The following is a 25,358-nucleotide window of genomic DNA, read 5'->3' as shown; positions in this document are numbered from 1 at the left end:
CCCTTACGAGTCCAGTGGCACCGTAATTCGAGCGAGGCGGATACATGAAGATCGCGGTCACCGGCGGCACCGGCTACGTCGGCGCCCACACCACGCTGGCGCTGCTCGCCGACGGGCACGAGGTTCGGCTGCTGGTCCTCCCCACCGAAACTCCCGACGCCCTGCTCACGGCGGCCGGGGCCGACGCCGCGCGGATCGAACCGGTGGTCGGCGACATCCGCGACGCCGAGACGGTGGCGCGCCTCCTCGACGGCTGCGACGCCCTCCTCCACGCCGCGGGGTAGTGGGCACCGACGACCGCCGCGAACAGTTGATGTGGGAGATCAACACGCAGGCCACCGCCGCGATCCTCACCCGCGCGGCCTTCCTCGGACTCGATCCGATCGTCCACGTCGCGAGTTTCAGCGCCCTGTTTCCGTCGCCCGACGCCGTCATCGGACCGGACAGTCCGACCGCGCCCGGCCGCAGCGCCTACGGCCGCACCAAGGCCGCCGCCGACCGCATCGCCCGCGCACTCCAGGACGCGGGCGCCCCGGTGGTCATCACCTACCCGACCAGCGTCGTCGGCCCCGGGGTCGGAACCACGAAAGGGGTCACCGAACAGGGCTGGGGCGCGATCGTCGGCGGCGGGGTGGCGCCGCGATTCGACGGCGGCATGCAGATGATCGACGTGCGGGACGTGGCCGCCGTCCATGCCGCCGCGATGCACCCCGGCCGTGGTCCACGCCGGTACGTCTGCGGCGGTCAACTCGTCGAGTTCAATCAGCTCATCGACGTCCTCGAACACTCCTCGGGTCGTCGCATCCGGCGTATCCCGCTGTCGGGCAGCGCCTTTCGCACGATCGGGCGGATCGCCGACGTGATCGGCAGACTCACGCCCCTCAGCCCCGGGCTCGGTTACGAGGCGGCCTGGCTCCTCACCTCGGCCACGCCCACCGACGACTCGAGAACCCGCGACGATTTCGGGCTCACCTGGCGACTCGCCCGCGCGGCGCTGGCCGCGACCTTCGCCTGAGAACCCAGCACCCCAGAAGGCAGACCACCATGACCGTTCCACCACCGCGACCCGATATCTGGGCGCCGGCCCGCCTGGGCCCCCTGACGCTGCGCAACCGCATCGTGAAGGCAGCCACGTTCGAGGGTGTCATGCCGCGCGGCCGCGTCACCGACCGGCTCGTCGACTTCCACGCCGAGGTCGCCCGCGGCGGCGCCGCACTGACGACCGTCGCGTACTGCGCCGTCTCACCCGGCGGACGCGTCCACGCGAACACCCTGGTGCTCGACCGCGCCCGCGTCCCCGACCTGCGCCGGCTCACCGACGCCGTCCACGCCGAGGGGGGATTGGCCGCGGCCCAGATCGGTCATGCCGGGCTGGTCGCGAACACGCTGTCCAACCGCACCAAGACGCTCGCGCCGTCCACTCGGCTCAGCCCGCCGGCGATGGGTCTCGTGCGAGGTGCCACCCGGGACGAACTCGACGAGGTCACCCTCGACTTCGAGAACACGGCACGCAACGCCGTCGACGCCGGATTCGACGCGATCGAGGTCCACCTCGGCCACAACTATCTGCTCAGCTCGTTCATGAGCCCCAATCTCAACCGGCGCACGGACGAGTACGGGGGCAGCCTGGAGCGACGGGCGGCGTTCCCGCGCCGGGTGCTCGAGCGGGTGCGCCACGCCGTCGGCGACTCGGTGGCCGTCACCGCCAAATTCAACATGACGGACGGTGTTCCGAAAGGGCTGTGGCTCGACGACAGTCTCCGCATCGCCCAGCTCCTCGAGGCCGACGGGCACCTCGACGCGATGCAGCTCACCGGCGGCAGCTCACTGCTCAACGGGATGTACTTCTTCCGCGGCGAAGTCCCGATGGCGGAATTCGTTGCCTCACAGCCGAAGCTGGTGGGCTGGGGACTGAAGGTGTACGGGCCGCGCATCTTTCCGACCTACCCATTCGAGGAGGCCTTCTTCCTGCCGATGGCCCGGCAGTTCCGCGACGCCCTGTCGATGCCGCTCATCCTCCTCGGCGGAATCAACCGGCTCGACACCATCGAGAACGCGCTCGGCGAAGGATTCGAGTTCGTCGCGATGGCCCGCGCCCTGCTCCGCGACCCGGACCTCGTGAACAAGTTCCGCGACCGGCACGTCGCCGAGGGACTGTGCATCCACTGCAACAAGTGCATGCCCACGATCTACACGGGGACGCGCTGCGTCATCCGGGAGACTCTGCGCTGATCACGTGGCCTGCGGGGGGAGCGACCGGTATCACCTGCAGTCCGGGAACAACACCCTTTAGTCTTGTGTTGATCCATACGACTGAGCACCCCTCACTACTGGAAGGCCCGCATGACCACTCCATCGACGGTTCATGAACTCATCATCGTTGGTTCGGGACCTGCCGGATACACCGCTGCCGTCTACGCGGCGCGCGCGGAACTCGAGCCGCTGCAGTTCGAGGGGACCCAGTTCGGTGGTGCCCTCATGACCACCACCGAGGTCGAGAACTTCCCCGGATTCCGCGAGGGAATCATGGGACCCGATCTGATGGACCAGATGCGCGAGCAGGCCAAGCGCTTCGGCACCGACATCCGCACCGAGGACGTCGAGGAACTCGACCTCACCGGCCCGATCAAGAAGGTCGTCGTGAACGGCGAGACCTACCAAGCGCACGCGGTCGTGCTGGCGATGGGTGCCGCAGCCCGCTACCTGGGGATTCCCGGTGAAGAGAAGTTGCTCGGCCGCGGCGTCAGCGCCTGTGCCACGTGCGACGGATTCTTCTTCAAGGATCAGGACATCGTTGTGGTCGGCGGCGGCGACTCCGCCATGGAGGAGGCCACCTTCCTCACCCGCTTCGCCCGCAGCGTCACCGTGGTGCACCGCCGTGAGGAGTTCCGCGCGTCCCGCATCATGCTCGAGCGCGCCAAGGCGAACGCGAAGATCCGGTTCGTGACCAACGCGGCGCCCGTCGAGGTGCTGGGGGAGAACAGCGTCACCGGGCTCGTGATCCGCGACACCGTCACCGGTGAGACGTCCACGCTGGACGTCACCGGAATGTTCGTCGCCATCGGTCACGATCCGCGCAGCGAACTGGTCAAGGGTCAGGTCGACCTCGACGAGGCCGGCTACGTGATCGTCGAGAACCCGACCACCGCCACCTCGGTGGACGGCGTCTTCGCCGCCGGCGACCTCGTCGATCACATCTACCAGCAGGCGATCACCGCTGCCGGTACCGGATGTTCCGCGGCGATGGATGCCGAGCGCTGGCTGGCCGAGCGCGGCGACATCACCGCCAACACCGTCGCAGCCGCCGGCTCACCCGTCGACGCCTGAGCCGTCCGCACACACCCACCTACCCATCTCGAGTAAGGGAAATCCCCGTGTCGAATACCGTCACCATCACCGATGATTCGTTCCAGCAGGACGTCATTTCCAGCGACAAGCCCGTCCTGGTCGACTTCTGGGCCACCTGGTGCGGCCCCTGCAAGATGATCGCCCCCGTCCTGGAGGAGATCGCCGGTGAGCACAGCGACAAGCTGACCATCGCGAAGCTCGACATCGACGCCAACCCGGGCGCTGCCCGCGACTTCCAGGTCATGTCGATCCCCACGCTGATCCTGTTCAAGGACGGCAAGCCGATCAACACGATCGTCGGCACCAAGGGCAAGGCTGCGCTGCTGAAAGAGCTCGCCGACGTTCTCTGATCGACACCCGAACACCCAGCGCGATTCCCGATTTTGTGGGAATCTCTGAGACAATCGATCGATGTGCTCCAGTCGCATCAGCTAGACCGACCGGGCACATCGATCGTTTTGTTTGTACCGAGATTCGTATTTCTCGTTGATTCGGACTGAGAGGCCCTGAAACATGCACCGACTCCGTCACGGCGACCATGGTCCGGCCGTCGCTGAGATTCGGGGCACCCTGGCCGGTCTCGGATTCCTGCACAACGGTGTCCCCGGCACCCGGCGTGACAACATCAACGGATCTCACTGGATCGCCCCCGACGCCGTGTTCGATCATCACCTCGACAGCGCCGTACGGGCCTTCCAGCAGCAGCGTGGGCTCCTCGTCGACGGAATCGTGGGTCCGGCCACCTACCGGTCCATGAAAGAGGCGTCGTACCGCCTGGGCGCGCGGACGCTGATCTACCAGCTGTCCGCACCGCTCTACGGCGACGACGTCGCCACCCTGCAGACCCGCCTGCAGGACCTCGGGTTCTACGTCGGACGCGTCGACGGCTTCTTCGGCCCGCAGACCCACGACTCCCTGTCCTCGTTCCAGCGGGAGATCGGCATCGCCGCCGACGGCATCTGCGGTCCCGCCACCCTGCGGTCACTCGAGTTGCTCGGCACCCGCGTCACCGGTGGGTCGCCGCACGCGATGAGCGAAGAGGAAATGGTCCGCAGCTCCGGACCGCAGCTGAGCGGCAAGCGGATCGTCATCGATCCGGGCCTCGGCGGCAACACCTACGGAACCATCGTCCGTTCCCCGTACGGCACGATCTCGGAGTCCGACATCCTGTGGGACCTCGCCAGCCGACTCGAAGGTCGCATGGCCGCCACCGGGATGGAGACGTTCCTGTCTCGCCCGCACCACGAGAACCCCACCGACATCGAACGCGCATCCACGTCGAACGCCTTCGATGCCGACCTGATGATCTCGCTGCGCTGCGACGGGAACACCAGCCCTTCCGCAAACGGTGTCGCCAGCTTCCACTTCGGCAACTCGCACGGTTCGACGTCGATGATCGGTCAGGTGCTCACCGGATTCATCCAGCGGGAGATCGTGGCACGCACGCCGTTGCAGGACTGCCGCACCCACGGCCGCACCTGGGATCTGCTGCGTCTGACGAACATGCCGACCGTGCAGATCGACCTCGGATACCTCACCAACGAATTGGACGCCACGGTTCTCTCCAACCCGCGGGCGCGTGACGCCATCGCCGAGGCGATCCTGATCTCCGTGAAGCGCCTGTACCTGCTCGGTCAGGACGATCAGCCGACCGGAACGTTCACGTTCGCGGAGTTGCTCGCCGAAGAGCTGTCTTCCTCCGAACGTTTCTGATCTCCCGCCGAGCGCTCAGTGCGCTCCGACGGGCGTGCGTTCTCCGATGTCGACCATGCTGACCGATGCGGTGTGGATGAGACGCTCCAGCGCGGCCTCCACGTCTTCCTTCCATCCGTGATCCCGGTTCAGTTCGAGCCGCAGTCGTGGGAACCGGTGGTGGGGCGCGACGATCTCGAAACCGTTGTCCTCGAGGAAGGTCGCCGGAATCATGCACTCCTCGGGGGAGCACTCGCGAGCCGCGGTCGCCGAGGCCAGTCCCATTGTGTCGACCGGCCCGGTTTCCTCCGTGCTGCGGATCCCGAATGCCTCGAGAGCACGAACACCGCGACGCACCAGATCGGCCACGACGGCCTGGATCAACGTGGTCCCCAGGTTCTGTTCTTCGCCGGCGGGCTCGAGCCGGAGACTCGTGAGGAGGACGGCATCGGCACCGACCGGAGCGGTCGGGAGTAACTGCGCACGGGGCACGGTCCGCGGGGGAGCGTAGAGAGCGCTGCCGACCGGCTTCCCGTCCATGACGGCAACCTGCCCGCACGATCCCCATTCGAGCATGACCATCGACAGCCAGGCTTCCTTCTCGAATTCCTGGTCGCAGAATCCGCGCGAACTGTGGATCGCCGCCGGATCCATCTCCCAGAAGACACAGCGACGGGCATGGGCGGAGAGTTTATCCAAGCCGTCGAGAGTGAGCGATGTGACGTGAGTCGACACTGGCTAGCTCAGCCTCCAAATGTCACTACCGCAGATCATTCGACATCCTCTGGTATTCAATGTGTTTCGCCCCCGATAGTTCTGCTGGATCCGGTCCGCCGGCGGGCCGCTGTCACAGTGACGGATCATCCGCGGGTACTTCTACCTCTCTCAGGCGCTCACGAATCGGCCTTCTGTGCCTCCATCATTCCAACAATCCTCTGCAGATCGTCCACCGAACCGAACTCGACCACAATCTTGCCCTTGCGCTTACCGAGGCTGACCGTGACCCTCGTGTCGAACGAATCGGACAACCGCTCGGCGACGTCCTGCAGGCCCGGCATCTGGATCGGCTTGCGGCGCTGGACGGGGTGCGCCTGGTCGTCGCTGCGGTTGGCGAGCGTCACCGCCTCCTCGGTCGCGCGAACCGACATGCCCTCCGCGACGATGCGGGCCGCCATCACTTCCTGCGCATCGGCACCCGCTTCCAGTGACAGCAGGGCGCGAGCGTGACCGGCGGACAGCACACCCGCCGCGACGCGTCGTTGCACGGGAATCGGCAACTTCAGCAGTCGGATCATGTTCGTCACGACAGGACGCGAGCGGCCGATCTTCGCCGCCAGTTCCTCGTGGGTGACCTCGAACTCTTCGAGCAACTGCTGGTACGCCGCAGCCTCTTCGAGCGGGTTCAGCTGGACGCGGTGGATGTTCTCCAGCAGCGCGTCGCGGAGCATGGCGTCGTCGCCGGTCTCACGGACGATGGCCGGGATCGTCTCCAGCTCGGCTTCCTGACTGGCACGCCACCGACGCTCGCCCATGACGAGTTGGAACTTGCCGTCCTCGAGCGGGCGCACCACGATCGGCTGCATCAGGCCGAACTCGCGAATCGAGTGAACGAGTTCCGCGAGAGCGTCGTCATCGAACACCTGACGCGGCTGCTTCGGGTTCCGCTCGATCAGGTCGGGAGCGATCTCCCGGTACACCGCTCCGGTGGGGGAGGGGAGGGGTTGGGCACCGTTCCCGGATGCGCCGTCGGCGCCCTTGCTAGCTCCCTTGCGCCCTCCGTTGTTTCCCGTGGACGTGGGAGCAGATTTCTCCTCGCTCGCAGAGTCCGACGAGTTCGGTGCGGGAGCGGTCAGCACGTTGCGCCGGTCCGCCCCGATCACGACGTCGGCGGCGGCGGTGCCCAACCCCGGTCCGGTCGTGGTCGGCCCGGTAGGAATGAGCGCAGCCAGTCCACGGCCAAGTCCACCCTTACGCGTCTGACTCATCGCTGCTCCTGCTTCGTGATGTGCGCGGTGCGTGCTGCGAGTTCACGTCCCGCATCGAGGTAACTCATCGCCCCACGTGAACCGGGGTCGTAATCGAGCACGGTCATCCCGTACCCGGGAGCTTCGGACACCTTGACGCTGCGCGGAATGACAGCGCGGAGGACGGCGTCCCCGAAGTGGGTACGCACCTCCTCGGCCACCTGATCCGCCAACTTGGTGCGGCCGTCGTACATCGTGAGGAGAACCGTCGACACGTGGAGGTCGGGGTTGAGATGCGCCTGTACCAGTTCGATATTCCGCAGCAGCTGTCCCACACCCTCGAGTGCGTAGTACTCGCACTGGATCGGGATCAGCACCTCCTTGGCGGCGACCATCGCGTTCACCGTGAGCAGTCCGAGCGACGGCGGGCAGTCGATCAGGATGAAGTCGGCATCCACCTCGCCGAGTGCCTTCTCGGACAGCGCACCCTTCAGCCGTCCCTCGCGGGCGACCATGGAGACCAGTTCGATTTCGGCGCCGGCGAGGTCGATCGTGGCCGGAATGCAGAACAGCCGGTCGTTGTGCGGACTCTTCTGGATCGCCTCCGCGGCCGTCACCTCACCGAGCAGAAGCTCGTAACTGGACGGCACACCGGAGTGGTGGGCCACCCCCAACGCGGTGCTGGCATTGCCCTGCGGGTCGAGGTCGATCACCAGAACAGTCAGCCCCTGAACCGCGAGAGCGGATGCGAGGTTGACGGCACTCGTCGTCTTGCCGACGCCGCCCTTCTGGTTGGCGATGGTGAGGATCCGCCGTTCGGGTGGTTTCGGCAGGCCCACCGAGTGTGGGTGCAGCACCTGGCTTGCGCGGTGCGCGGCGGCACCGATCGGAGTCTCCTCGACGGAGATTCCGTTGTAGGGGGCAGTGAATCCGTCGTCTCCGTTCCCGGAGCTAGTCGCCTGGTCGGATTGATGGTCGGTTTCACGTGAAACGGCGGATTCAGGCCCACCCGACATTGACTACTCCTTCGATTGGGAATCGCTCGTTACTCGACATACTCACTCCCTGGACCACTCTGCTCATCGTCATCGACGCTGACGGCGTTTCGGTAAACGTTCTGCCCGAACGACAACGGTGGGGACAGGAAGCAGGCCCACTCCGCATTCCACGATATCCAGCTTGCCAGCACCCAACCGAGTCAGGGAAGCGCGATCACGTGAAATCTCTTCGGCGGCGCTCGAACCTTTCAATGCGAGCATTCTCCCATGCTCATGAATCAGCGGCAGTGACCACTTGGCCAACTTCTCCAACGGGGCCACCGCGCGGGAAGTGACGACATCCGCGCCGCCGGCTTCCTTCACCACCCCGGACTCCTCGGCGCGACCCCGGACGACGAGCACGTCCAGGCCGTTCGACTCCACGAACTCCGCGAGGTACACCGACCGTCGCAGCAACGGCTCGACCAACGTGATCCGGAGATCGGGCCGGGCGATCGCGAGGGGGATACCGGGCAACCCGGCTCCGCTTCCCACGTCGACGACCGACTCGCCCTCAGCGATCAACTCGCCGACGACGGCACAGTTGAGGAGATGACGTTCCCAGAGTCGCGGAACCTCCCGCGGTCCGATCAACCCCCGCTCGACACCGTCGGTCGCCAACGATTTGTAATAGCGCTCCGCAATATCGAATCGTTCACCGAACACCTGGCGTGCCGCCGCTTGTTCGTCCCATTCGGCCGGCTCTCCAGCATTCGGTTCCACGTGAAACATCCTCCCGCGAATAACGCGAAATCAACAAACACAGCCTCTCCATTATCCGCCCTCGCCCGCGACTATGTCCCTCAACTCGAACGCGCAACGCCGAACAGTGTCGAGCCGCACCCCTTCCGGTGGGGGAGGGGAGGGGTTGGGCGGCGCTGCCTTCGGCCGATGATGGCGCGACACCGCCTCGAGGGTCGCCCAGGGGATGTTTCACGTGGAACCGCAGCGGCGAACGCGGTGTCGCGGCAAGGTCACGTGGCCGCGCCCCGGACGGCACTGATTCTCGTTCCTACCCGACCGGACCCGCGTCACCTCGACGAGCAGAGTTCACCGCGCCGGTCGGGTCGCCGAGCAGTTTCACGTGGAACATCGGAGCGGTGTTTCACGTGGAACACACTCTGTGGGATCGGCGCCACCGTCTCGCGAACGCCACTCGAACCACGCGCGCCCTTCTCTCGAAATTTCGCTTTCGCACCGATGATTCCGATTTCGTAATCATCACAGTGACGAAACTCCCGGGTGTGGTTGGGTGGGTGAAACTACAACCTAAACTCGCCCGAAAAGGCCCAACGAATGCTCGAGGAGGCCCCAGAGAATAACTGTCGCCGACCCACATCGGTCACCCGTCAGACACTGGTGTCGGGAAAGGAATGGTGCTCGTGAGCGACGAGCCAACGACCGTCTTCCTTCCGCAACCCGACGGTGAGCCGAAGACGGTTCTCTGGGTTGTCGGCGAGCTCCGTTTCCGTTCCGCACCGGAGGAGCGCGTGGGCGAATGCGACATCCTCGCCCGCGGTCACATCCAATGACACCAACTCGAACCTGGCACCACTCGACTGCCATTCGAAGAATGGCGGCCATGTCTCGCGATACTCATTGATTCCGCGAGCGCCTTCGTACGGGGGTGGCACGTCGAACATCACGATGTCGTCGGAGTGGTCCGCGAGAACCCCAGCCATGTCACCACCGTGCACAGCCTCGGCCCAACCTTCGATCAGATTCCGAATCTGTTGTTCGTCCTCGCTCATCTGTCACTCCATCCAGTCGACGGGCCCCGGTTCGGCCCCTTGGAAGGTGTGGACTTCGGAACGCGTCGAAACTCATCGCCGGTGCGACGTCCGGCCCGCAGTTCATTCCGAGGAGTTCCCATCGAGGGTGCCCATCGTCTCGAGCGGGACTCGAGCACTTACCGGGGCGGCTCGACTTCGGAGCACCGGCAAGACCCACCTGGCGATCGCGGGCTCGCGATCCGTGTCCGTCAGAGTGACGCCGACTGTTGTTCACGTCCGTTGCATTGAGGTGTCGCGTCTGGCCGACCTATCCCACCACCGGAACCCGAGAACCGACCCCCTCTTCGGCGACCGAAGATTTGCCCTCTCGGTTGTGCGGTTGTGGTTAGGGGCGCTCCGCGGGAAAGTCATCGGCGACTTCGATGCGTCATGGCCGACTCGAGTCGGGTTCAGCAGGCACGGGAACTTACTCGAGATCCGACACCGCGTCGCGCTTTCACGCACCACCCCTCGGTGGGGGAGGGGAGGGGTCTGTGTTTCACGTGAAACGAAACGCACCCAAAGTGACGGGATGGGACACGACAAACCAAAAAGGGCGGGGCTCCCGGAAGTGAATCCGGGAGCCCCGCCTTGGTGCGTGTGTGGATCAGTCCTTGATGACGACCACGCGACGTGACGGCTCGGCGCCTTCGCTCTCGCTCGATACGCCGTCGACCTTCGCGACTGCGTCGTGAACGATCTTGCGCTCGAACGGCGTCATCGGAGCGAGTTCCTCGCGTTCACCGCTCTCGAGTACGCGACGTGCCGCCGAGGAACCCAGCTCGGTGAGTTCGGCGCGGCGGCCGGCACGCCATCCGGCGATGTCCAGCATCAGTCGACTGCGTTCGCCCGTCGCCTGCTGCACGGCGAGGCGAGTCAGTTCCTGAAGGGCGTCCAGCACCTCACCCTTACGCCCGACCAACTTGGTGAGATCGTCTCCACCGTCGATGCTGACAACAGCGCGGTCGCCCTCGACGTCCAGGTCGATGTCGCCGTCGAAGTCGAGTACGTCGAGCAGCTGCTCCAGGTAGTCGCCGGCGATTTCCCCTTCCTCGATCAGGTAGTCGTCAGAATCGGAATCCACCTCGGTGTCCGGGTTCTGCGTCGGTGCAGTCACGTCTGTCTCATCTCCGTCCACTGCGATGTCAGGCTCACTAGCCATGCTCGTTCTCTTTTCTGAATCAGCGCCGCTTGCGCTTGGGGGACTTTCCGCGGTTGGACTGGGGGCGGGCACCCGGCTTCGGCTTCGACGCCGAACCGTCACCACTCGGCTGATCGGAGACGTCGCTTTCGACGACGCCCTCGACGATCTCCGGTTCGTTGTCGGCGTCGGAACCGTCCGTTGCGGTCGCGGCCTTCTTCTTTTTCTTGGTGAGATCGGGCCGTGCGCCAGGCTTCGGAGCGTTGTCCGCCCGGCGTGCGAGGGCAGCCTGCTTCTTCTCTTCCTCTTCCGCGTCGATCTTGCGGAAGACGATGTGCTGCTGCCCGTACGTCCAAATGTTGTTACTCACCCAGTACAGGAGGATCGCGATGGGGAGGAACGGGCCACCGACGAGCACACCGAGCGGGAACACCCACAGCGCGAGCTTGTTCATGATCGCCGACTGCGGGTTCGCGGCGGCCTCGGGGCTCTGGCGCCCGACGGAAGCACGCGAGTTGAAGTGCGTTGCGATGCTCGCGATGATCATCAGCGGAACCGCGACGACGGCGATGTTCAGCACCGTGGGGATGGGACCGTATGCGGCGAACGCGTCGAGCTGTGCCTTCGGCATGGTGATCCAGGCCGAGATCGGGGCACCGAACAGGCGGGCACTCAGGAAGGACTGCACGTCCTCGACGCTGAAGAAGTAGTTCGGGGTGTTCGCGTTGGCCTCGACCGACATGCCGAGCTGACCGATACCGGTGCCTGTGCGGTTGAACGAGCGAAGCACGTGAAACAGGCCGATGAAGACCGGCGCCTGCGCGAGAACCGGGAGGCAGCCCATGATCGGGTTGAACCCGTGCTCCTTCTGGAGCTTCTGCATCTCGGTGGCCTGACGCTGGCGGTCACCCGAGTACTTCTTCTGCAGAGCCTTGATCTGCGGCTGAAGTTCCTGCATCTGGCGCGTCGTGCGGACCTGCTTGACGAACGGCTTGTACAGCACCGCACGCAGCGTGAACACGAGGAACACCACGGAGAGCGCCCACGTGATGCCGCTGTCCGGACCCAGGAAGGGAATGGCACCGAAAACCTTGTGCCAGACCCATAGGATCCCGGACACCGGATAGTAAATGAAGTCGAGCACGGCTCTATGTACTCCTCTGTTCGTCCACGTTCGCCGGACAGCAACGACGGCTACCCGCATGACGGTCGTGACGGGCAGGGACCGGGTCCCACCCTCCAGGGTGCCAGGGGGCACACTTCGCCAACCGAACCACCGTCAAAAGAAGGCCTTTGATCGCCCCGTGGGTACGCAGGGATTCCACCGCGTACTCGCTACAGGTCGGCATGAACCGGCAGGTCGGCAACCTCAGGGGCGACACATACGTCCGGTAGAGCTCGATGAAGAAAATGAGAGTGCGCGCCGGCAACGCACGAACCGACTTCCACGCGGAAGAGGCCGAGGAGCTGCCCTCGACCGTGTCGGTGCGCGACTCGTGGAGTGCGCGTTTCATGTGGAGTTACTCACGGGCGCAAGAAGGTCCAATCGAAGGAGACCTGCACGGAGTTGCTTCTCCAGGTCCCGGCTACTTGCAGTCGCAGCTCCCGGAAGAGCGCGAATCACCACATCGGTTCCCCGTGGAACCACGTCCACGAGGTCGATGCAGATATGACGAAGCCGGCGTGCGACTCGATGTCGAATCACCGCCGGCCCGACAGCCTTACTCACAACCAGTCCGAATCGCGGACCGCCGCTACTCACCAGCTCATCTGCCTGTGCACGATCGAAAGCGTGCACAACCAGGTCGCGTCTTCCCATCCGACGACCACGTCGCACAGTCAACGAAAAATCTGAATGACGACGCAATCGGTGCGGCTCAGGCAACACCCCGAGCTCCCGAACCCAGTGTCGGGATCAGGCGGTGAGGGATTCGCGGCCCTTACGGCGACGCGCCGAAACGATTGCACGACCCGCACGGGTCCGCATACGAAGACGGAAGCCGTGAACGCGCGCGCGGCGTCGGTTGTTCGGCTGGAACGTCCGCTTGCCCTTGGCCACGGTCAACACTCCTCGAAGTTCATCGACGCCTCCCGGCGTCATGGATCTAACATTGGCGAAAACTCAGGTGTTCATCCACAGGGTGGGGATGGAACGACTTCGAAACTGGACTCAAGCCAGCACGAAACCGCCACCTCACCACAGGGTGACTGTTCGAGAGTACTTACCACTCCCGGTCAGGTCAAACTCGCTCACCTGCAATTCCCCCGCGAATCAGCTGACCGACACGCCGAGGATCGACAAATGCTTGCACCCCGACTTCCAATGTGCCAAACCGCTGTGAGGTTGCCGACACTGTTGCTAGCGTCTATGCATGGTCTCGCCGATGAACCCTGATCGAGTGCCCAGCTCTCGACTTCAGCGTTCTCATCTGCACATTCACCACAATTCATCCACAGGGCACAGATGGTGTCCCGCTTCGGATCATCACGAGGGTTCCTGACACCCTTCACTTCTCGGGTCCCCGCACCCGCTCATCCAGGTTTCGCATGCATATGCGCAGGTCAGCGCGCTCAATCTGGACTCCTCACCGCCACACGACGCCGCGGCGGCAGGCGTCTGCGGTTTGTCCACATCTGTGGATAATTGTGTGGAAACACAGTTCAGATGGCATATTCGTAGGTCCGTACGGGGTCCATCCTCAGGTCGGGGAAGCTCCCATTTCCGCCTCGACGACGGCACCGACACTGGACTCGGCACCGCACCCGCCGAGTCCGCGAACACACTGGGGAGGAACCACGTGAACGACGATCCGAATGCGCTCGCACGGATCTGGATCGACGTCGTCGCCGACCTCACATCCGATTCGCCCGGCGGCGATCTGCCGCCGCTGACGAGGGGACAGAAGGCGTGGTTGGCGCTCGTCAAACCGCTGACACTCGCACAGGGCTTCGCGCTCCTGTCCGTTCCGTCGCCCTTCGCGCAGGAAGCGATCGAACGGGATCTGCGTGAGCCGATCCTCCACGCGCTCGGCCGGCATCTCGGTGAGCAGGTCGAGGGTCTCGGTGTGCGCATCGCCGCCCCGGTCGACGACGAACCCGAATCCGAGGCCCCGAGCCGGGAGCGCAGGCCCGACCCGGAACCGGTCCACACCCCTCGCCATCTCGAGCCTTCCGTCACCAGTTCCGGCACGTTCCGCAGGCGCCGCTTCGGCTCCGGAGAAGACCAGCCCTACTCGGACACCACGGACTTCGAGGAGGTGGACGACGACACCGAGGCCCTCGCCAGCGTCCACGAATCCTGGCCGTCGTATTTCACGAAGCCGCCCGCGGGCCCGGCACCTGCGGCGACGGGTGGGAACAGCCTCAACGCGAAGTACACGTTCGACACGTTCGTGATCGGCTCGTCCAACCGGTTCGCCCACGCCGCGGCGGTCGCCATCGCCGAGGCACCGGCGCGCGCGTACAACCCGTTGTTCATCTGGGGTGCGTCCGGCCTCGGCAAGACGCACCTGTTGCACGCCGCCGGCCACTACGCCCAGCGGCTGTTCCCGGGGATGCGCGTCAAGTACGTCTCGACCGAGGAATTCACCAACGACTTCATCAACAGCCTCCGTGACGACCGCAAGGTGGCGTTCAAACGCCGCTACCGCGAGACCGACGTGCTGCTGGTGGACGACATCCAGTTCATCGAGGGCAAGGAAGGTATCCAGGAGGAGTTCTTCCACACCTTCAACACCCTGCACAACGCGAACAAGCAGATCGTCGTCTCCTCCGACCGGCCGCCGAAGCAGCTGGCGACACTCGAGGAACGCCTGCGCACCCGGTTCGAATGGGGCCTGATCACCGACGTTCAGCCCCCCGAACTCGAGACCCGTATCGCCATCCTCAGCAAGAAGGCCCGAATGGACCGGCTCGAGGTGCCCGACGACGTCCTCGAGTTGATCGCCTCCCGGATCGAACGCAACATCCGGGAACTCGAGGGTGCCCTCATCCGGGTGACGGCGTTCGCGTCCCTGAACAGGCAACCTCTGGACCTCACGCTCGCCGAGGTGGTGCTGCGTGACCTGATGCCGGACTCGTCGAGTCTCGAGATCAATGCGGCGACGATCATGGCGGTCACCGCGGAGTACTTCAACATGTCGATCGACGACCTGTGCGGGCCCGGCAAGGCGCGTCCGCTGGCGTCTGCCCGCCAGATCTCCATGTACCTGTGCCGGGAGCTGACCGATCTGTCCCTTCCGAAGATCGGGCAGACGTTCGGCCGCGACCACACCACCGTCATGTACGCGGACAAGAAGATTCGCAAGGAGATGACGGAGCGGCGGAAGGTCTACGACCAGGTCCAGGAGCTGACCGCCCGGATCAAGCAGCGGTCCAAGAGGTAGTCAGCCGCCTCTGCCCCTCCTGTGCCCCGGGTAGCTCGCCTACCGGGGGCACAGGTCGTTTTGCGGGCGCGATGGTCCGACTCCGCCGCCGCGAGCAACTCGAGGGGCTCCTCGAGCCAGTCCTCGAGGGTGGGCTCGAGCGGGTCCTCGAGGTACCGCTCGAGGGCCTACTCGAGGCTCGCGCACACCCCCGCCGGCGCGACACACCGGGGCAACACGCCGACGCCGGGACCTGGGATAAAGCATGCACACCTGTGGATAAATGTGGGGATGAGGTGGAATCTCTGTGGACAGAACGTGCAGAACTTTGAACAACCTCGAGTAGTCCACACGGGTGCCGGATCGGTCCTCGAGTTTGTCCTCGAGAATTCCCCATACGAGTACGCGGAGGGACCAGCGTCTACAGCTGTTCGTCCACAGATTCCACAGGACCTAATAGTACTTCTCATTAATTCTTTTAAAAAACTCTTTGAAAACAGGGTTGGGGATCGCGTCCGTTCACAGGCCTCCGTCGGAGACTCGAGGACGGAGACGTTCCGCTTTCAAGTTCGTCCTCGAGGGCATACGGTTATGCATCGCCGCTCTGTGAAAGACTGCAGTGCTGTGGTCACGGTCCGACCGTGGCGAACAACCGTGCCTACCGAGAGGAACAACCCGGCGATGGAGCTTGGAAGCCTGAAGTTTCGTGTCTCCCGGGAAGAATTCGCCGATTCAGTGGCATGGGTCGCTCGCAGTCTGCCGTCGCGGCCTCCCGTGCCCGTCCTCGGCGGAGTTCTCCTGGACGCGACCGAGCAAGGGTTGACGGTTTCCGGATTCGACTACGAGGTGTCGGCCCAGGTCAGGGTCGGGGCCGAGGTCGGTAGCGCCGGTCAGGTCCTGGTCTCGGGCAAGCTTCTCGCCGACATCACGAAGTCGCTTCCCAACAAGCCCGTCGACGTGACGCTCGAGGGCACTCGTGTGCTGATCACCTGCGGTAGCGCCAAGTTCTCCCTGCCCACCATGCCGGTCGAGGACTACCCCCAGCTTCCGCAGTTGCCGCAGCAGACCGGCTCGATTCCCGCGGACCTGTTCTCCGAGGCGATCAGTCAGGTGGCTGTCGCGGCGGGCAAGGACGACACCCTGCCGATGCTCACCGGCATCCGGGTCGAGATCGAACGCAACGCGATCGTGCTCGCGGCCACCGACCGGTTCCGTCTCGCGGTTCGTGAACTCGAGTGGTCGCCGGCGAACCCCGACACCGCCGCGGCCGTCCTCATCCCGGCCAAGACCCTCTCCGAGTCGGCGAAAACGCTTGCGGGAGATGCCACCTCACCGGTCGAGCTGGCTCTCGGCTCGGGCTCCGCGGTCGGAAACGACGGCCTCCTCGGCATCGTCAACGAGGGCCGTCGCACCACCACCCGACTGCTGGACGCCGAGTTCCCGAAGTTCCGGCAGCTGCTGCCGTCCGAGCACACTGCACTGGCCACCGTGGAGATCGCCCCACTCGTCGAGGCCATCAAGCGTGTGGCGCTCGTCGCCGAGCGCGGCGCGCAGGTCCGCCTGCAGTTCTCCACCGAGGGGCTGCTGCTCTCCGCCGGCGGCGACGACGCCGGTCGGGCCGAGGAAGGCTTGAACGCGGTGTTCCAGGGCGAGCCGCTCACCATTGCCTTCAACCCCGGCTACCTGATCGACGGGTTGTCCTCGCTGCACAGCGAGCAGGTGCTGTTCGGCTTCACGACCCCCAGCCGGCCCGCGGTGCTGCGTCCGGCCACCGAGGAAGAGATCGAGCCCGACGATTCCGGCAATTTCGCCGCACCGGAGAGCGCGTACACGTACCTGCTGATGCCGGTGCGTCTGCCGGGCTGACGATTCGAGGAAGCGAAACCAGTACTGCCGTAAGACATCTCACGAGTGGACGGAGATCACGATGCAGATCGGGTTGGTCGGGCTCGGAAAAATGGGATTCAACATGCGCGAGCGGTTGCGCGCGCACGGACACGAGGTGGTCGGCTACGACCCCCGCCCCGAGGTCACGGATGTGGCGTCGCTGGCGGAACTCGCGCAGCGACTCGAGTCTCCGCGCGTCGTGTGGGTGATGGTTCCGGCGGGAAAGATCACCCAGGACACGGTGACCGGGCTGGCGTCGGTGCTCGAGAGCGGCGACCTGGTGATCGACGGCGGCAACTCGAGATACACCGACGACAAGATTCACGGTGAGCTGCTCGGATCCCACGGCATCGGCTACCTCGACTGCGGTGTGTCCGGCGGGGTCTGGGGACTCGAGAACGGCTACGGGCTGATGGTCGGCGGGTCGGCCGCGGACGTCGAGCGGGCGCTGCCGATCTTCGACGCACTGCGCCCCGAGGGTGAGCGTGCGGACGGGTTCGTTCACGCAGGCCCGATCGGCGCCGGCCACTACGCGAAGATGATCCACAACGGCATCGAGTACGGACTGATGCAGGCGTACGCCGAGGGCTACGAACTGCTCGAGGCCGAAGACCTCGTCACCGACGTCCACGGTGTGCTGCGCGCGTGGACCAACGGCACCGTCGTCCGGTCGTGGCTGCTGGAACTGCTCGTCAAGGCCCTGGGTGAGGATCCCGATTTTGCCGAGATCTCCGGTTACACAGACGATTCCGGTGAGGGCCGCTGGACCGTGCTGGAGGCGATCGACCACGCAGTGCCCGCGCCGGTGATCTCGGCCGCGCTGTTCGCGCGGTTCGCGTCCCGTCAGGACGATTCTCCCGCGATGAAGGCCGTCTCGGCGCTGCGCAACCAGTTCGGTGGTCACGCCGTGAAGAAGGCGGCAGGCGAGGCAGAAGCCGGTTCTGGAACGTAGGTGTTCGTTCGCGCACTCTCGCTCAGAGATTTCCGTTCCTGGGACGCCCTCGGTCTGACCCTGCGTCCGGGCTGCACCGTCTTCGTCGGACCCAACGGGCACGGCAAGACGAATGTGCTCGAGGCGCTCGGCTACTTGTCGACGCTCTCGTCGCATCGGGTCAGCTCGGACGCCCCACTGATCCGGACGGGCATGGCTCAGGCGTTCGCGGGGGCCACCGTCGTCAACACGGGCCGGGAACTGACCGTCGATCTCGAGTTGAACGAGGGCAAGTCCAACCGGGCGCGGATCAACCAGTCGCCCACCCGGCGGCCGCGGGAGATTCTCGGCATTCTGCAGACGGTGCTGTTCGCGCCGGAGGATCTGTCGCTGGTCCGCGGAGATCCGGGGGAGCGACGCCGCTACCTCGACGAACTCCTCACGTCCCGGATCCCCCGGATGGCGGCGGTGCGCGCCGATTACGAACGGGTGCTGCGCCAGCGGTCGGCGTTGCTCAAGACCGCGGGCGGCGCGTTGCGACGGTCTTCGCGGGGCAGCGGTCAGCCGGGCGAGGACGGTGCGAGTGCCCTTGCCACACTGGAAGTCTGGGACGGACATCTCGCCGCGCACGGCGCTCAGCTGCTCGCCGGGCGGTTGCATCTCGTCCACGATCTCGCGCCGCACCTGGCTGAGTCGTACCAGTCGCTGGCGCCCGAATCGCGGCCCGCGAGCATCCGCTACCGCTCGAGTCTGGGCTCGTCCCTGCCGCCGGAGTTCACCGAGCCGGCGCGAGTGCCCGAGTCCGGCGACATCGCGTTCCTCGAGGAGCGGTTCCTCCAGGAGTTGTCCGTGATGCGCTCGAAGGAAATCGAGCGGGGTGTGTGCCTGGTCGGACCGCATCGTGACGATCTCGAACTGCAACTCGGCGACACCCCTGCCAAGGGGTTCGCGAGTCACGGCGAGTCGTGGTCGTTCGCGCTGTCGCTGCGGCTCGCGGGATTCGCTCTGCTGCGGTCGGACGGCAGCGATCCGGTCCTCATGCTCGACGACGTGTTCGCCGAACTCGACCGCAAGCGTCGCCGCGCCCTCGCCAAGGTGGCATTGGACGCCGAACAGGTGTTGATCACGGCCGCCGTGCCGGAAGATGTACCGGAAGAACTCGATGCCGTCCGGTTCGGCGTCGAGGCCCGCGACACCGAACGAGGAAGAATCTCACACATCCTGGAAGAGACGGAGGACGGCCGTGACGGATGATGCCGAACCCACCGTGCCCGCGGCGACCCCCGAACCGGAGGTGAAGGGAATCGATCTCGCCCGGCGTGCCCTCGAGGAGGCGCGGGCCGCAGCGAAGGCGAGCGGAAAATCCGTCGGGCAGGGCCGGCGGTCCGGGACCGGCGTGCGGGCGTTGCGCGCCCGGCGCAGGCGAGGCTGGTCCGGTCCCGGGCCCGACGATCGCGATCCCCAGCCGTTCGGTGCGCTGACCAGCGCGCTCGCGAAACAACGCGGCTGGTCTCCCAAGGTGTCCGAGGGAACGGTCCTCGGTCGGTGGGTGCAGGTGGTCGGTGAGGACATCGCCGCGCACGCCGAGCCGACCGGGCTGCGGGACGGGATTCTCAGCGTCTCCGCGGAGTCGACGGCCTGGGCGACCCAGCTCCGGATGATGCAGTCGCAGATACTCGCGAAGATCGCCGCGGCCGTCGGCGACGGCGTCGTGAAGTCGCTGCGGATCACCGGTCCGACCGCGCCGAGCTGGCGAAAAGGGGAACGGCACATCCGGGGGCGCGGCCCCAGGGACACCTACGGATAGACCGGAGCGGGCGTTCGGTCCCTAGTTTTGTCTATTACCCAGTGTTACAGTTACTCCAAGTCATCGAGTGAACTGTGCCACAAGCCTTCGTCGTGGCGCAGCCGCCGGCACGAAGGAGTAATGAGATGTCCGCCCCGACTGCGCCCCGGAACGCGATCCCCGAACCGGACCACATCCTGTTGCAGGCCAGAAACGTGGAGTTCGACTGGTCGAACCTCCCGATGCACTGGATCCCGGGCGACCCGTTCAGCACGCACGTCCTCAACGTTCTGCACCTTCTCCTGCCCGCGGGCGAGGAGTGGTTCGTCGAGACGTTCAAAGAGGCCCTGCCGCTGATCGAGGACGAGCAGCTCCGCGACGACGTCGTCGGGTTCATCGGCCAGGAGGCGATGCATGCCAACGCGCACACCGGCGTGCTGGTGCACCTGAAGGAGAAGGGTCTCGATCCGACGCCCTTCACCGAACAGATGGAGTGGACCTTCTCCAAGATCCTCGGACCGCGACCGCTGACCGGTCTGCGCGAGAAGAACTACCTCATCGAGCGGCTGGCGGTCATCGCCGCCATCGAGCACATCACCGCGTTCCTCGGCGACTGGGTGCTGAACGCCGAGGGCCTCGACCGCGCGGGGCTGCATCCGACGATGCTCGACCTGCTGCGCTGGCACGGCGCCGAGGAGGTGGAGCACCGGTCGGTGGCGTACGACGTCATGCGGTACTTCGACAAGCGGGAGTCGCGGCGGATCCGCACCCAGCTGATCGTGACCCCGGTCATCGTGTGGCTGTGGGTGCGCGGCACCCGATTCCTCATGCGGAACGATCCGGAGCTCGCGCGGTGGTCGGCGCACCGCCGCAAGCCGCACCTGACCGATTTCTTCGCGGCGGGCAAGCGCGGCACCCTCCCGACGGCCCGCGAACTCGGCAAGCGGATGTCCACGTATTTCACGCGTGCGTACCACCCGAGCAACGAGGGTTCGACGGCGCAGGCCGTGAAATACCTGGCGTCCTCGCCGGCGGCCCGGGCGGCCGAGCGATGAAGCTGTCCCAGGTTCGGGAGGTGTTCACCGGGCAGGGGCTGCCCCGCCACGGCGCGCCGCCGGACATCAAGGGCCGCGCGCGCCCCGACCGCGCCATGCGGCTCACCGAGGCGGTGGCAGCCAAGTATCTCCGTGTTCTCACTGCGTACGAGTACGACCCCGGCGTCGCCGGGCACAACCCTGACACGGCGATGAAAATGGTTGTCTCCCATAGGGGCGTCGTCGCACTGGACGACAACGTCGTGCAGTTGCGGTTCGAGGCGGAGGACGGTGCCGAACTGCCTGCGTGGCAGCCGGGTTCGCACCTCGACTTCCACCTGCCGTCCGGGCTGCGACGCCAGTACTCGCTGTGCGGCGACCCGTCCGACCGCAGGGGCTACAGCATCGCCGTCCGCCGGATCCCCGACGGCGGTGGCGGATCCCTCGAGATGCATGCCCTCGAGCCGGGGGCGTCGGTGACGGTTCGCGGCCCCCGCAACGGATTTCCGTTCGTGGGCGAGGGGAGCGCGCTCTTCGTCGCCGGTGGTATCGGCATCACGCCTATCCTGGCGATGGTGCGCGCCGCGCGCGATCTCGGCATGGACTGGCAGTTCGTGTATTCCGGCCGGTCGCGGGAGTCGATGCCGTTCCTCGACGAGATCGAAACATTCGATCCGTCAAGGATTTTCATCCGACCCGACGACGAATTCGGACTGCCGACCGCCGAGGAATTGCTCGAGCGTGCCGCGCCCGGCGGCGCCGTCTACTGCTGCGGGCCGACGCCGATGCTCGAGTCGGTGCGCCGCGCCTTTCCCGGAAGCCCCGCCACCGCGTTACATTTCGAGCGATTCGGCGCGCCGCCGGTGCAGGGCGGAACGGAATTCGAAGTGCAACTCGTCAGCACCGGTGAAGTGCTCACCGTGCCCGCCGACGAATCCGCGCTCACGGTAATCAAGAAGACGATGCCCGGAGTGGGATATTCGTGCCAGCAGGGCTTCTGCGGGACGTGCAGGGTCAAGGTGCTGTCCGGCACGCCGGACCACCGCGAGACGCGACTCACCGACGCCGAGCAGGAGAACGAGATGCTGATCTGCGTGTCCCGCGCCGACGGCGGCCGCCTCGTCCTCGACCTGTAATCCACCGATTCCCGAACCCGAACGACGACCAGAGGACACCCATGACTTCATCCACGTCCGGTACCGCCCGGCGGATCACCAACGGTTCCGTCGACCTCGCCGTGTTCGAGGACGGCAACCCCGCGGGCGAGACGATGGTGCTCGTCCACGGCTGGCCCGACACCCACGAACTGTGGAGCCGGGTGGTGCCGTTCCTGAAGGAACGGTTCCGGGTGGTCAGCTACGACAGCCGCGGCGCCGGCGAGAGCACCGTGCCCACCCGGGTCGAGGACTACCGGCTGCCCGCCCTGGCGGGCGACCTGTTCGCGGTGATCGACGCCGTCAGCCCGGGCAGGCCGGTGCACGTGCTCGCGCACGACTGGGGGTCGGTGGAGGCGTGGGAGGCGGTCTGCGAACCGGGCGCCCGCACGCGGATCGCGTCGTTCACATCCGTCTCCGGGCCGAACCTCGACCATCTCGGGAAGTGGATGCGCCGCCGCATCGCCGACCGCCGGTTCGGCGGGCCGCTCGCGCAGGCCGTCGCGTCCGGCTACACCGTCCTGTTCCAGATCCCGGGCCTGGCGACGCTGCCGCTGCGGCTGTGGTTCTCCCGGCACTGGCCGGCGTTCCTGAAGTTCTTCGACCGCCTCGACCCGGCCCTGGTGCGTCCGGCGCCGACGCTGGCGGATGACATGGTCAACGGTCTCAAGCTGTACCGGGCGAACATCCGGACCAGCCTATTCAGGCCGCGTGAGCGGTACACCGACGTCCCCGTCCAGCTGATCCTGAACGAGAACGACAAGGCGGTACGGCCCGTCGGGTACGAGGACACCGAGAAATGGGCACCCGACCTGCGCCGTCGAGGGGTCGACGCCGGTCACTGGTCACCCATCTCCCACGCCGAGGACATCGCGCAACTCGCCGCGGAGTTCGTGCTGGACGTCGAGGACCGGCAGTGGGGAAATGCCCCGGACGGGCCGTCCGAGAGCGCGTCGGCCTAGGTTTTCACTCCCGAGGCGCCCTGAAAATTCGTCTACGGGGCGCTCAGGGGTGTCATAGCCCGCTCCTGGGCCAGACGTACCAGTAAGATGGCCGAGGTAACTAGCGGCAAGATTCCCGATTCTCGTCTCCCGCGTGCCCGACCAGGGCGGTGGGCGCCTGCGTCGGGCATTGGACGGAGAAGGAGAGCTACCCACCCGTGGCTGCCCAGAAGTCAGACAAAAGCACCTCCAGCAAGGACTACGGCGCTTCTTCCATCACCGTCCTCGAGGGACTCGAAGCCGTCCGTAAGCGACCGGGTATGTACATCGGTTCCACCGGTGAACGCGGTCTCCACCACCTGATCTGGGAAGTCGTCGACAACTCCGTCGACGAGGCCATGGCCGGCTACGCCAGCAAGGTCGAGATCACCCTTCTCGAAGACGGTGGCGTCCAGGTCGTCGACGACGGCCGAGGCATCCCCGTCGGGATGCACGCCTCCGGTGTCCCCACCGTCGAGGTCGTCCTCACCCAGCTACACGCCGGCGGCAAGTTCGACTCCGACTCCTACGCCGTGTCCGGCGGTCTGCACGGTGTCGGTATCTCCGTCGTCAACGCGCTGTCCACCCGGCTCGACGTCGACATCAAGCGCGACGGCTTCCGCTGGAACCAGACGTACTCCGACTCCAAGCCGGGTGAACTCGTCAAGGGCGAGGCCACCAAGGAGACGGGCACCACGGTCACGTTCTGGGCCGATCCGAACATCTTCGAGACCACGGTCTACAGCTTCGAGACGGTCGCGCGCCGCCTCCAGGAGATGGCGTTCCTCAACAAGGGCCTGACGATCACCCTCACCGACGAGCGCGTCAGCGACGCCGAGGTCACCGAAGAGGTCGTCAGCCAGGTCGCGGACGCCCCGAAGTCCGCCGAGGACGAGCACGCCGAAGCCGATGCGCCGGCCGTCCACAAGGTCAAGACCCGCGTCTACCACTACCCGGGCGGACTCGAGGACTACGTGCGGCACATCAACCGCACGAAGCAGCCCATCCACAACTCCGTCGTCGGGTTCACCGCGAAGGGCACCGGCCACGAACTCGAGATCGCGATGCAGTGGAACTCCGGCTACTCGGAGTCGGTCCACACGTTCGCGAACACCATCAACACCCATGAGGGCGGCACCCACGAAGAGGGGTTCCGGTCCGCCCTGACGGCGACGGTCAACAAGTACGCGCTCGACAAGAAACTCCTCAAGGAGAAGGACCCGAAACTCACCGGTGACGACATCCGTGAGGGTCTCGCGGCGATCATCTCCGTCAAGGTAGGTGAACCGCAGTTCGAGGGTCAGACGAAGACGAAGCTCGGCAACACCGAGGTCCGGTCGTTCGTGCAGAAGGCGAGCAACGAGCACCTGTCGCACTGGTTCGAGGCGAACCCGGCCGACGCGAAGACCATCGTGAACAAGGCGGTGTCGTCGGCGCAGGCCCGCGTCGCCGCCCGCAAGGCCCGCGAACTGGTGCGGCGCAAGAGCGCCACCGACCTCGGCGGCCTGCCGGGCAAGCTCGCCGACTGCCGGTCCAACGACCCGAGCAAGTCCGAGATCTACATCGTGGAGGGCGACTCCGCAGGCGGCTCCGCGAAGTCCGGCCGTGACTCGATGTACCAGGCGATCCTGCCGCTGCGAGGCAAGATCATCAACGTCGAGAAGGCACGCATCGACCGTGTGCTGAAGAACACCGAAGTCCAGTCGATCATCACCGCGTTCGGCACCGGCATCCACGACGAGTTCGACATCGCGAAGCTGCGGTACCACAAGATCGTGCTGATGGCCGACGCCGACGTCGACGGCCAGCACATCGCAACGCTGCTGCTCACGCTGCTGTTCCGCTTCATGCGGCCGCTCGTCGAGCACGGCCACGTGTACCTGGCGCAGCCCCCGCTGTACAAGCTCAAGTGGCAGCGCGCCGACCCGGAGTTCGCCTACTCCGACCGCGAGCGCGACGCCCTCGTCAAGGCCGGCCTCGAGTCGGGCAAGAAGATCAACAAGGACGACGGCATCCAGCGCTACAAGGGTCTCGGCGAGATGAACGCCAAGGAACTGTGGGAGACCACGATGGATCCGACCGTGCGTGTTCTGCGTCTCGTGACGCTCGACGACGCGGCCGCAGCCGACGAGTTGTTCAGCGTCCTCATGGGCGAGGACGTCGAGGCCCGGCGAAGCTTCATCACCCGTAACGCCAAGGACGTCCGCTTCCTCGACGTCTAGGTATCCGGCACAAGAGAATACGGATCGCGTGCAGCCACCGGTGGTC

General features: G+C 65.7%; 22 protein-coding genes and 2 pseudogenes. 14 read left to right on the top strand and 10 right to left on the bottom strand.

Annotated elements, in window-relative coordinates; all coding sequences use genetic code 11:
- The first annotated feature begins 44 nt into the window (after nucleotides 1-44).
- From P3H15_RS33530 to P3H15_RS33510, 5 genes and pseudogenes are all read left to right on the top strand, one after another.
- A pseudogene (locus P3H15_RS33530) lies at nucleotides 45-1,015 on the top strand (NAD-dependent epimerase/dehydratase family protein).
- 29 nt (nucleotides 1,016-1,044) lie between these two features.
- A complete protein-coding gene (gene nox / locus P3H15_RS33525) occupies nucleotides 1,045-2,232 on the top strand; it encodes a 4,4'-dithiodibutanoate disulfide reductase (RefSeq protein ID WP_276141177.1) in 1,188 nt (395 codons plus the stop codon).
- Between the two features lie 111 nt (nucleotides 2,233-2,343).
- Nucleotides 2,344-3,327, top strand: coding sequence for a thioredoxin-disulfide reductase (gene trxB / locus P3H15_RS33520; protein WP_276141176.1), 984 nt, complete (start codon nucleotides 2,344-2,346; stop codon nucleotides 3,325-3,327).
- 47 nt (nucleotides 3,328-3,374) lie between these two features.
- Nucleotides 3,375-3,698, top strand: a complete 324-nt coding sequence (gene trxA / locus P3H15_RS33515) for a thioredoxin (RefSeq protein WP_005249122.1) — start codon at nucleotides 3,375-3,377, stop codon at nucleotides 3,696-3,698.
- Nucleotides 3,699-3,861: 163 nt separating this feature from the next.
- Nucleotides 3,862-5,061, top strand: coding sequence for an N-acetylmuramoyl-L-alanine amidase (locus tag P3H15_RS33510; RefSeq protein WP_276141175.1), 1,200 nt, complete (start codon nucleotides 3,862-3,864; stop codon nucleotides 5,059-5,061).
- Nucleotides 5,062-5,076: 15 nt separating this feature from the next.
- On the opposite strand, the gene P3H15_RS33505 is transcribed toward P3H15_RS33510, so the two are convergent.
- The 10 genes from P3H15_RS33505 to rpmH all read right to left on the bottom strand — a co-directional run bounded on the left by P3H15_RS33505 (nucleotide 5,077) and on the right by rpmH (nucleotide 13,013).
- Nucleotides 5,077-5,775, bottom strand: coding sequence for a GNAT family N-acetyltransferase (locus P3H15_RS33505; RefSeq protein ID WP_276141174.1), 699 nt, complete (start codon nucleotides 5,773-5,775; stop codon nucleotides 5,077-5,079).
- Between the two features lie 158 nt (nucleotides 5,776-5,933).
- Nucleotides 5,934-7,025, bottom strand: a complete 1,092-nt coding sequence (locus P3H15_RS33500; protein WP_276141173.1) for a ParB/RepB/Spo0J family partition protein — start codon at nucleotides 7,023-7,025, stop codon at nucleotides 5,934-5,936.
- Nucleotides 7,022-8,020, bottom strand: a complete 999-nt coding sequence (locus P3H15_RS33495; RefSeq protein WP_276141172.1) for a ParA family protein — start codon at nucleotides 8,018-8,020, stop codon at nucleotides 7,022-7,024. The genes P3H15_RS33500 and P3H15_RS33495 overlap by 4 nt, the downstream gene beginning before the upstream one ends.
- A 69-nt stretch (nucleotides 8,021-8,089) precedes the next feature.
- Nucleotides 8,090-8,773, bottom strand: a complete 684-nt coding sequence (rsmG, locus tag P3H15_RS33490; protein WP_012690670.1) for a 16S rRNA (guanine(527)-N(7))-methyltransferase RsmG — start codon at nucleotides 8,771-8,773, stop codon at nucleotides 8,090-8,092.
- 617 nt (nucleotides 8,774-9,390) lie between these two features.
- Nucleotides 9,391-9,792: an SgcJ/EcaC family oxidoreductase gene (locus P3H15_RS33485; protein WP_276141171.1), complete on the bottom strand. Its 402-nt coding sequence runs from the start codon at nucleotides 9,790-9,792 to the stop codon at nucleotides 9,391-9,393.
- A gap of 628 nt (nucleotides 9,793-10,420) precedes the next feature.
- A complete protein-coding gene (locus tag P3H15_RS33480) occupies nucleotides 10,421-10,975 on the bottom strand; it encodes a protein jag (RefSeq protein ID WP_037234922.1) in 555 nt (184 codons plus the stop codon).
- A gap of 19 nt (nucleotides 10,976-10,994) precedes the next feature.
- Nucleotides 10,995-12,098 carry a membrane protein insertase YidC gene (gene yidC, locus P3H15_RS33475; RefSeq protein WP_276141170.1) on the bottom strand — a complete coding sequence of 368 codons (1,104 nt, stop codon included), beginning with the start codon at nucleotides 12,096-12,098 and terminating at the stop codon, nucleotides 10,995-10,997.
- A gap of 4 nt (nucleotides 12,099-12,102) precedes the next feature.
- Entirely contained in the window at nucleotides 12,103-12,468 is a 366-nt protein-coding gene (yidD, locus tag P3H15_RS33470; RefSeq protein ID WP_276141169.1) for a membrane protein insertion efficiency factor YidD, read from the bottom strand.
- On the bottom strand, nucleotides 12,465-12,842 hold the full coding sequence (rnpA, locus tag P3H15_RS33465) for a ribonuclease P protein component (RefSeq protein ID WP_218271976.1): 378 nt from the start codon (nucleotides 12,840-12,842) through the stop codon (nucleotides 12,465-12,467). Before rnpA ends, yidD begins: the two co-directional genes overlap by 4 nt.
- Before the next feature lie 27 nt (nucleotides 12,843-12,869).
- Entirely contained in the window at nucleotides 12,870-13,013 is a 144-nt protein-coding gene (gene rpmH / locus P3H15_RS33460; protein ID WP_005263481.1) for a 50S ribosomal protein L34, read from the bottom strand.
- A gap of 739 nt (nucleotides 13,014-13,752) precedes the next feature.
- On the opposite strand from rpmH, the gene dnaA reads away from it, so the two are divergent.
- The 9 genes and pseudogenes from dnaA to gyrB all read left to right on the top strand — a co-directional run bounded on the left by dnaA (nucleotide 13,753) and on the right by gyrB (nucleotide 25,312).
- Nucleotides 13,753-15,339 (top strand): chromosomal replication initiator protein DnaA, encoded by a 1,587-nt coding sequence (dnaA, locus tag P3H15_RS33455; RefSeq protein WP_072942742.1) that lies wholly within the window; start codon nucleotides 13,753-13,755, stop codon nucleotides 15,337-15,339.
- 660 nt (nucleotides 15,340-15,999) lie between these two features.
- Nucleotides 16,000-17,184, top strand: coding sequence for a DNA polymerase III subunit beta (gene dnaN / locus P3H15_RS33450; protein WP_072942744.1), 1,185 nt, complete (start codon nucleotides 16,000-16,002; stop codon nucleotides 17,182-17,184).
- A gap of 40 nt (nucleotides 17,185-17,224) precedes the next feature.
- Nucleotides 17,225-18,157, top strand: a pseudogene (gnd, locus tag P3H15_RS33445) (phosphogluconate dehydrogenase (NAD(+)-dependent, decarboxylating)); the annotation flags it as partial.
- A complete protein-coding gene (gene recF, locus P3H15_RS33440; RefSeq protein WP_276141168.1) occupies nucleotides 18,158-19,390 on the top strand; it encodes a DNA replication/repair protein RecF in 1,233 nt (410 codons plus the stop codon).
- Complete coding sequence (locus tag P3H15_RS33435; protein WP_072942747.1) at nucleotides 19,380-19,943, top strand: DUF721 family protein; 564 nt, start codon at nucleotides 19,380-19,382, stop codon at nucleotides 19,941-19,943. The genes recF and P3H15_RS33435 overlap by 11 nt, the downstream gene beginning before the upstream one ends.
- 125 nt (nucleotides 19,944-20,068) lie before the next feature.
- Nucleotides 20,069-20,977: a metal-dependent hydrolase gene (locus tag P3H15_RS33430; RefSeq protein ID WP_276141167.1), complete on the top strand. Its 909-nt coding sequence runs from the start codon at nucleotides 20,069-20,071 to the stop codon at nucleotides 20,975-20,977.
- A complete protein-coding gene (locus P3H15_RS33425) occupies nucleotides 20,974-22,092 on the top strand; it encodes a PDR/VanB family oxidoreductase (RefSeq protein WP_276141166.1) in 1,119 nt (372 codons plus the stop codon). Before P3H15_RS33430 ends, P3H15_RS33425 begins: the two co-directional genes overlap by 4 nt.
- Nucleotides 22,093-22,133: 41 nt before the next feature.
- Nucleotides 22,134-23,072, top strand: coding sequence for an alpha/beta fold hydrolase (locus P3H15_RS33420; protein ID WP_276141165.1), 939 nt, complete (start codon nucleotides 22,134-22,136; stop codon nucleotides 23,070-23,072).
- 197 nt (nucleotides 23,073-23,269) lie between these two features.
- Nucleotides 23,270-25,312, top strand: a complete 2,043-nt coding sequence (gene gyrB, locus P3H15_RS33415) for a DNA topoisomerase (ATP-hydrolyzing) subunit B (RefSeq protein WP_276141164.1) — start codon at nucleotides 23,270-23,272, stop codon at nucleotides 25,310-25,312.
- The last annotated feature ends 46 nt before the right edge of the window (nucleotides 25,313-25,358 follow it).

The organism is Rhodococcus sp. T2V, from assembly GCF_029269925.1.
Lineage (GTDB): Bacteria > Actinomycetota > Actinomycetes > Mycobacteriales > Mycobacteriaceae > Rhodococcus_F > Rhodococcus_F koreensis.
This window is presented reverse-complemented; position numbering and strand designations above follow the sequence as displayed.

Coding starts and splice junctions, on each gene's coding strand:
- trxB (WP_276141176.1), top strand. CDS start 2,344: ATGACCACTCCATCGACGGTTCATGAACTCATCATCGTTGGTTCGGGA.
- P3H15_RS33510 (WP_276141175.1), top strand. CDS start 3,862: ATGCACCGACTCCGTCACGGCGACCATGGTCCGGCCGTCGCTGAGATT.
- P3H15_RS33480 (WP_037234922.1), bottom strand. CDS start 10,975: ATGGCTAGTGAGCCTGACATCGCAGTGGACGGAGATGAGACAGACGTG.
- P3H15_RS33420 (WP_276141165.1), top strand. CDS start 22,134: ATGACTTCATCCACGTCCGGTACCGCCCGGCGGATCACCAACGGTTCC.
- P3H15_RS33495 (WP_276141172.1), bottom strand. CDS start 8,020: ATGTCGGGTGGGCCTGAATCCGCCGTTTCACGTGAAACCGACCATCAA.
- nox (WP_276141177.1), top strand. CDS start 1,045: ATGACCGTTCCACCACCGCGACCCGATATCTGGGCGCCGGCCCGCCTG.
- P3H15_RS33485 (WP_276141171.1), bottom strand. CDS start 9,792: ATGAGCGAGGACGAACAACAGATTCGGAATCTGATCGAAGGTTGGGCC.
- P3H15_RS33425 (WP_276141166.1), top strand. CDS start 20,974: ATGAAGCTGTCCCAGGTTCGGGAGGTGTTCACCGGGCAGGGGCTGCCC.
- yidD (WP_276141169.1), bottom strand. CDS start 12,468: ATGAAACGCGCACTCCACGAGTCGCGCACCGACACGGTCGAGGGCAGC.
- rsmG (WP_012690670.1), bottom strand. CDS start 8,773: ATGTTTCACGTGGAACCGAATGCTGGAGAGCCGGCCGAATGGGACGAA.
- P3H15_RS33500 (WP_276141173.1), bottom strand. CDS start 7,025: ATGAGTCAGACGCGTAAGGGTGGACTTGGCCGTGGACTGGCTGCGCTC.
- P3H15_RS33430 (WP_276141167.1), top strand. CDS start 20,069: ATGTCCGCCCCGACTGCGCCCCGGAACGCGATCCCCGAACCGGACCAC.
- dnaN (WP_072942744.1), top strand. CDS start 16,000: ATGGAGCTTGGAAGCCTGAAGTTTCGTGTCTCCCGGGAAGAATTCGCC.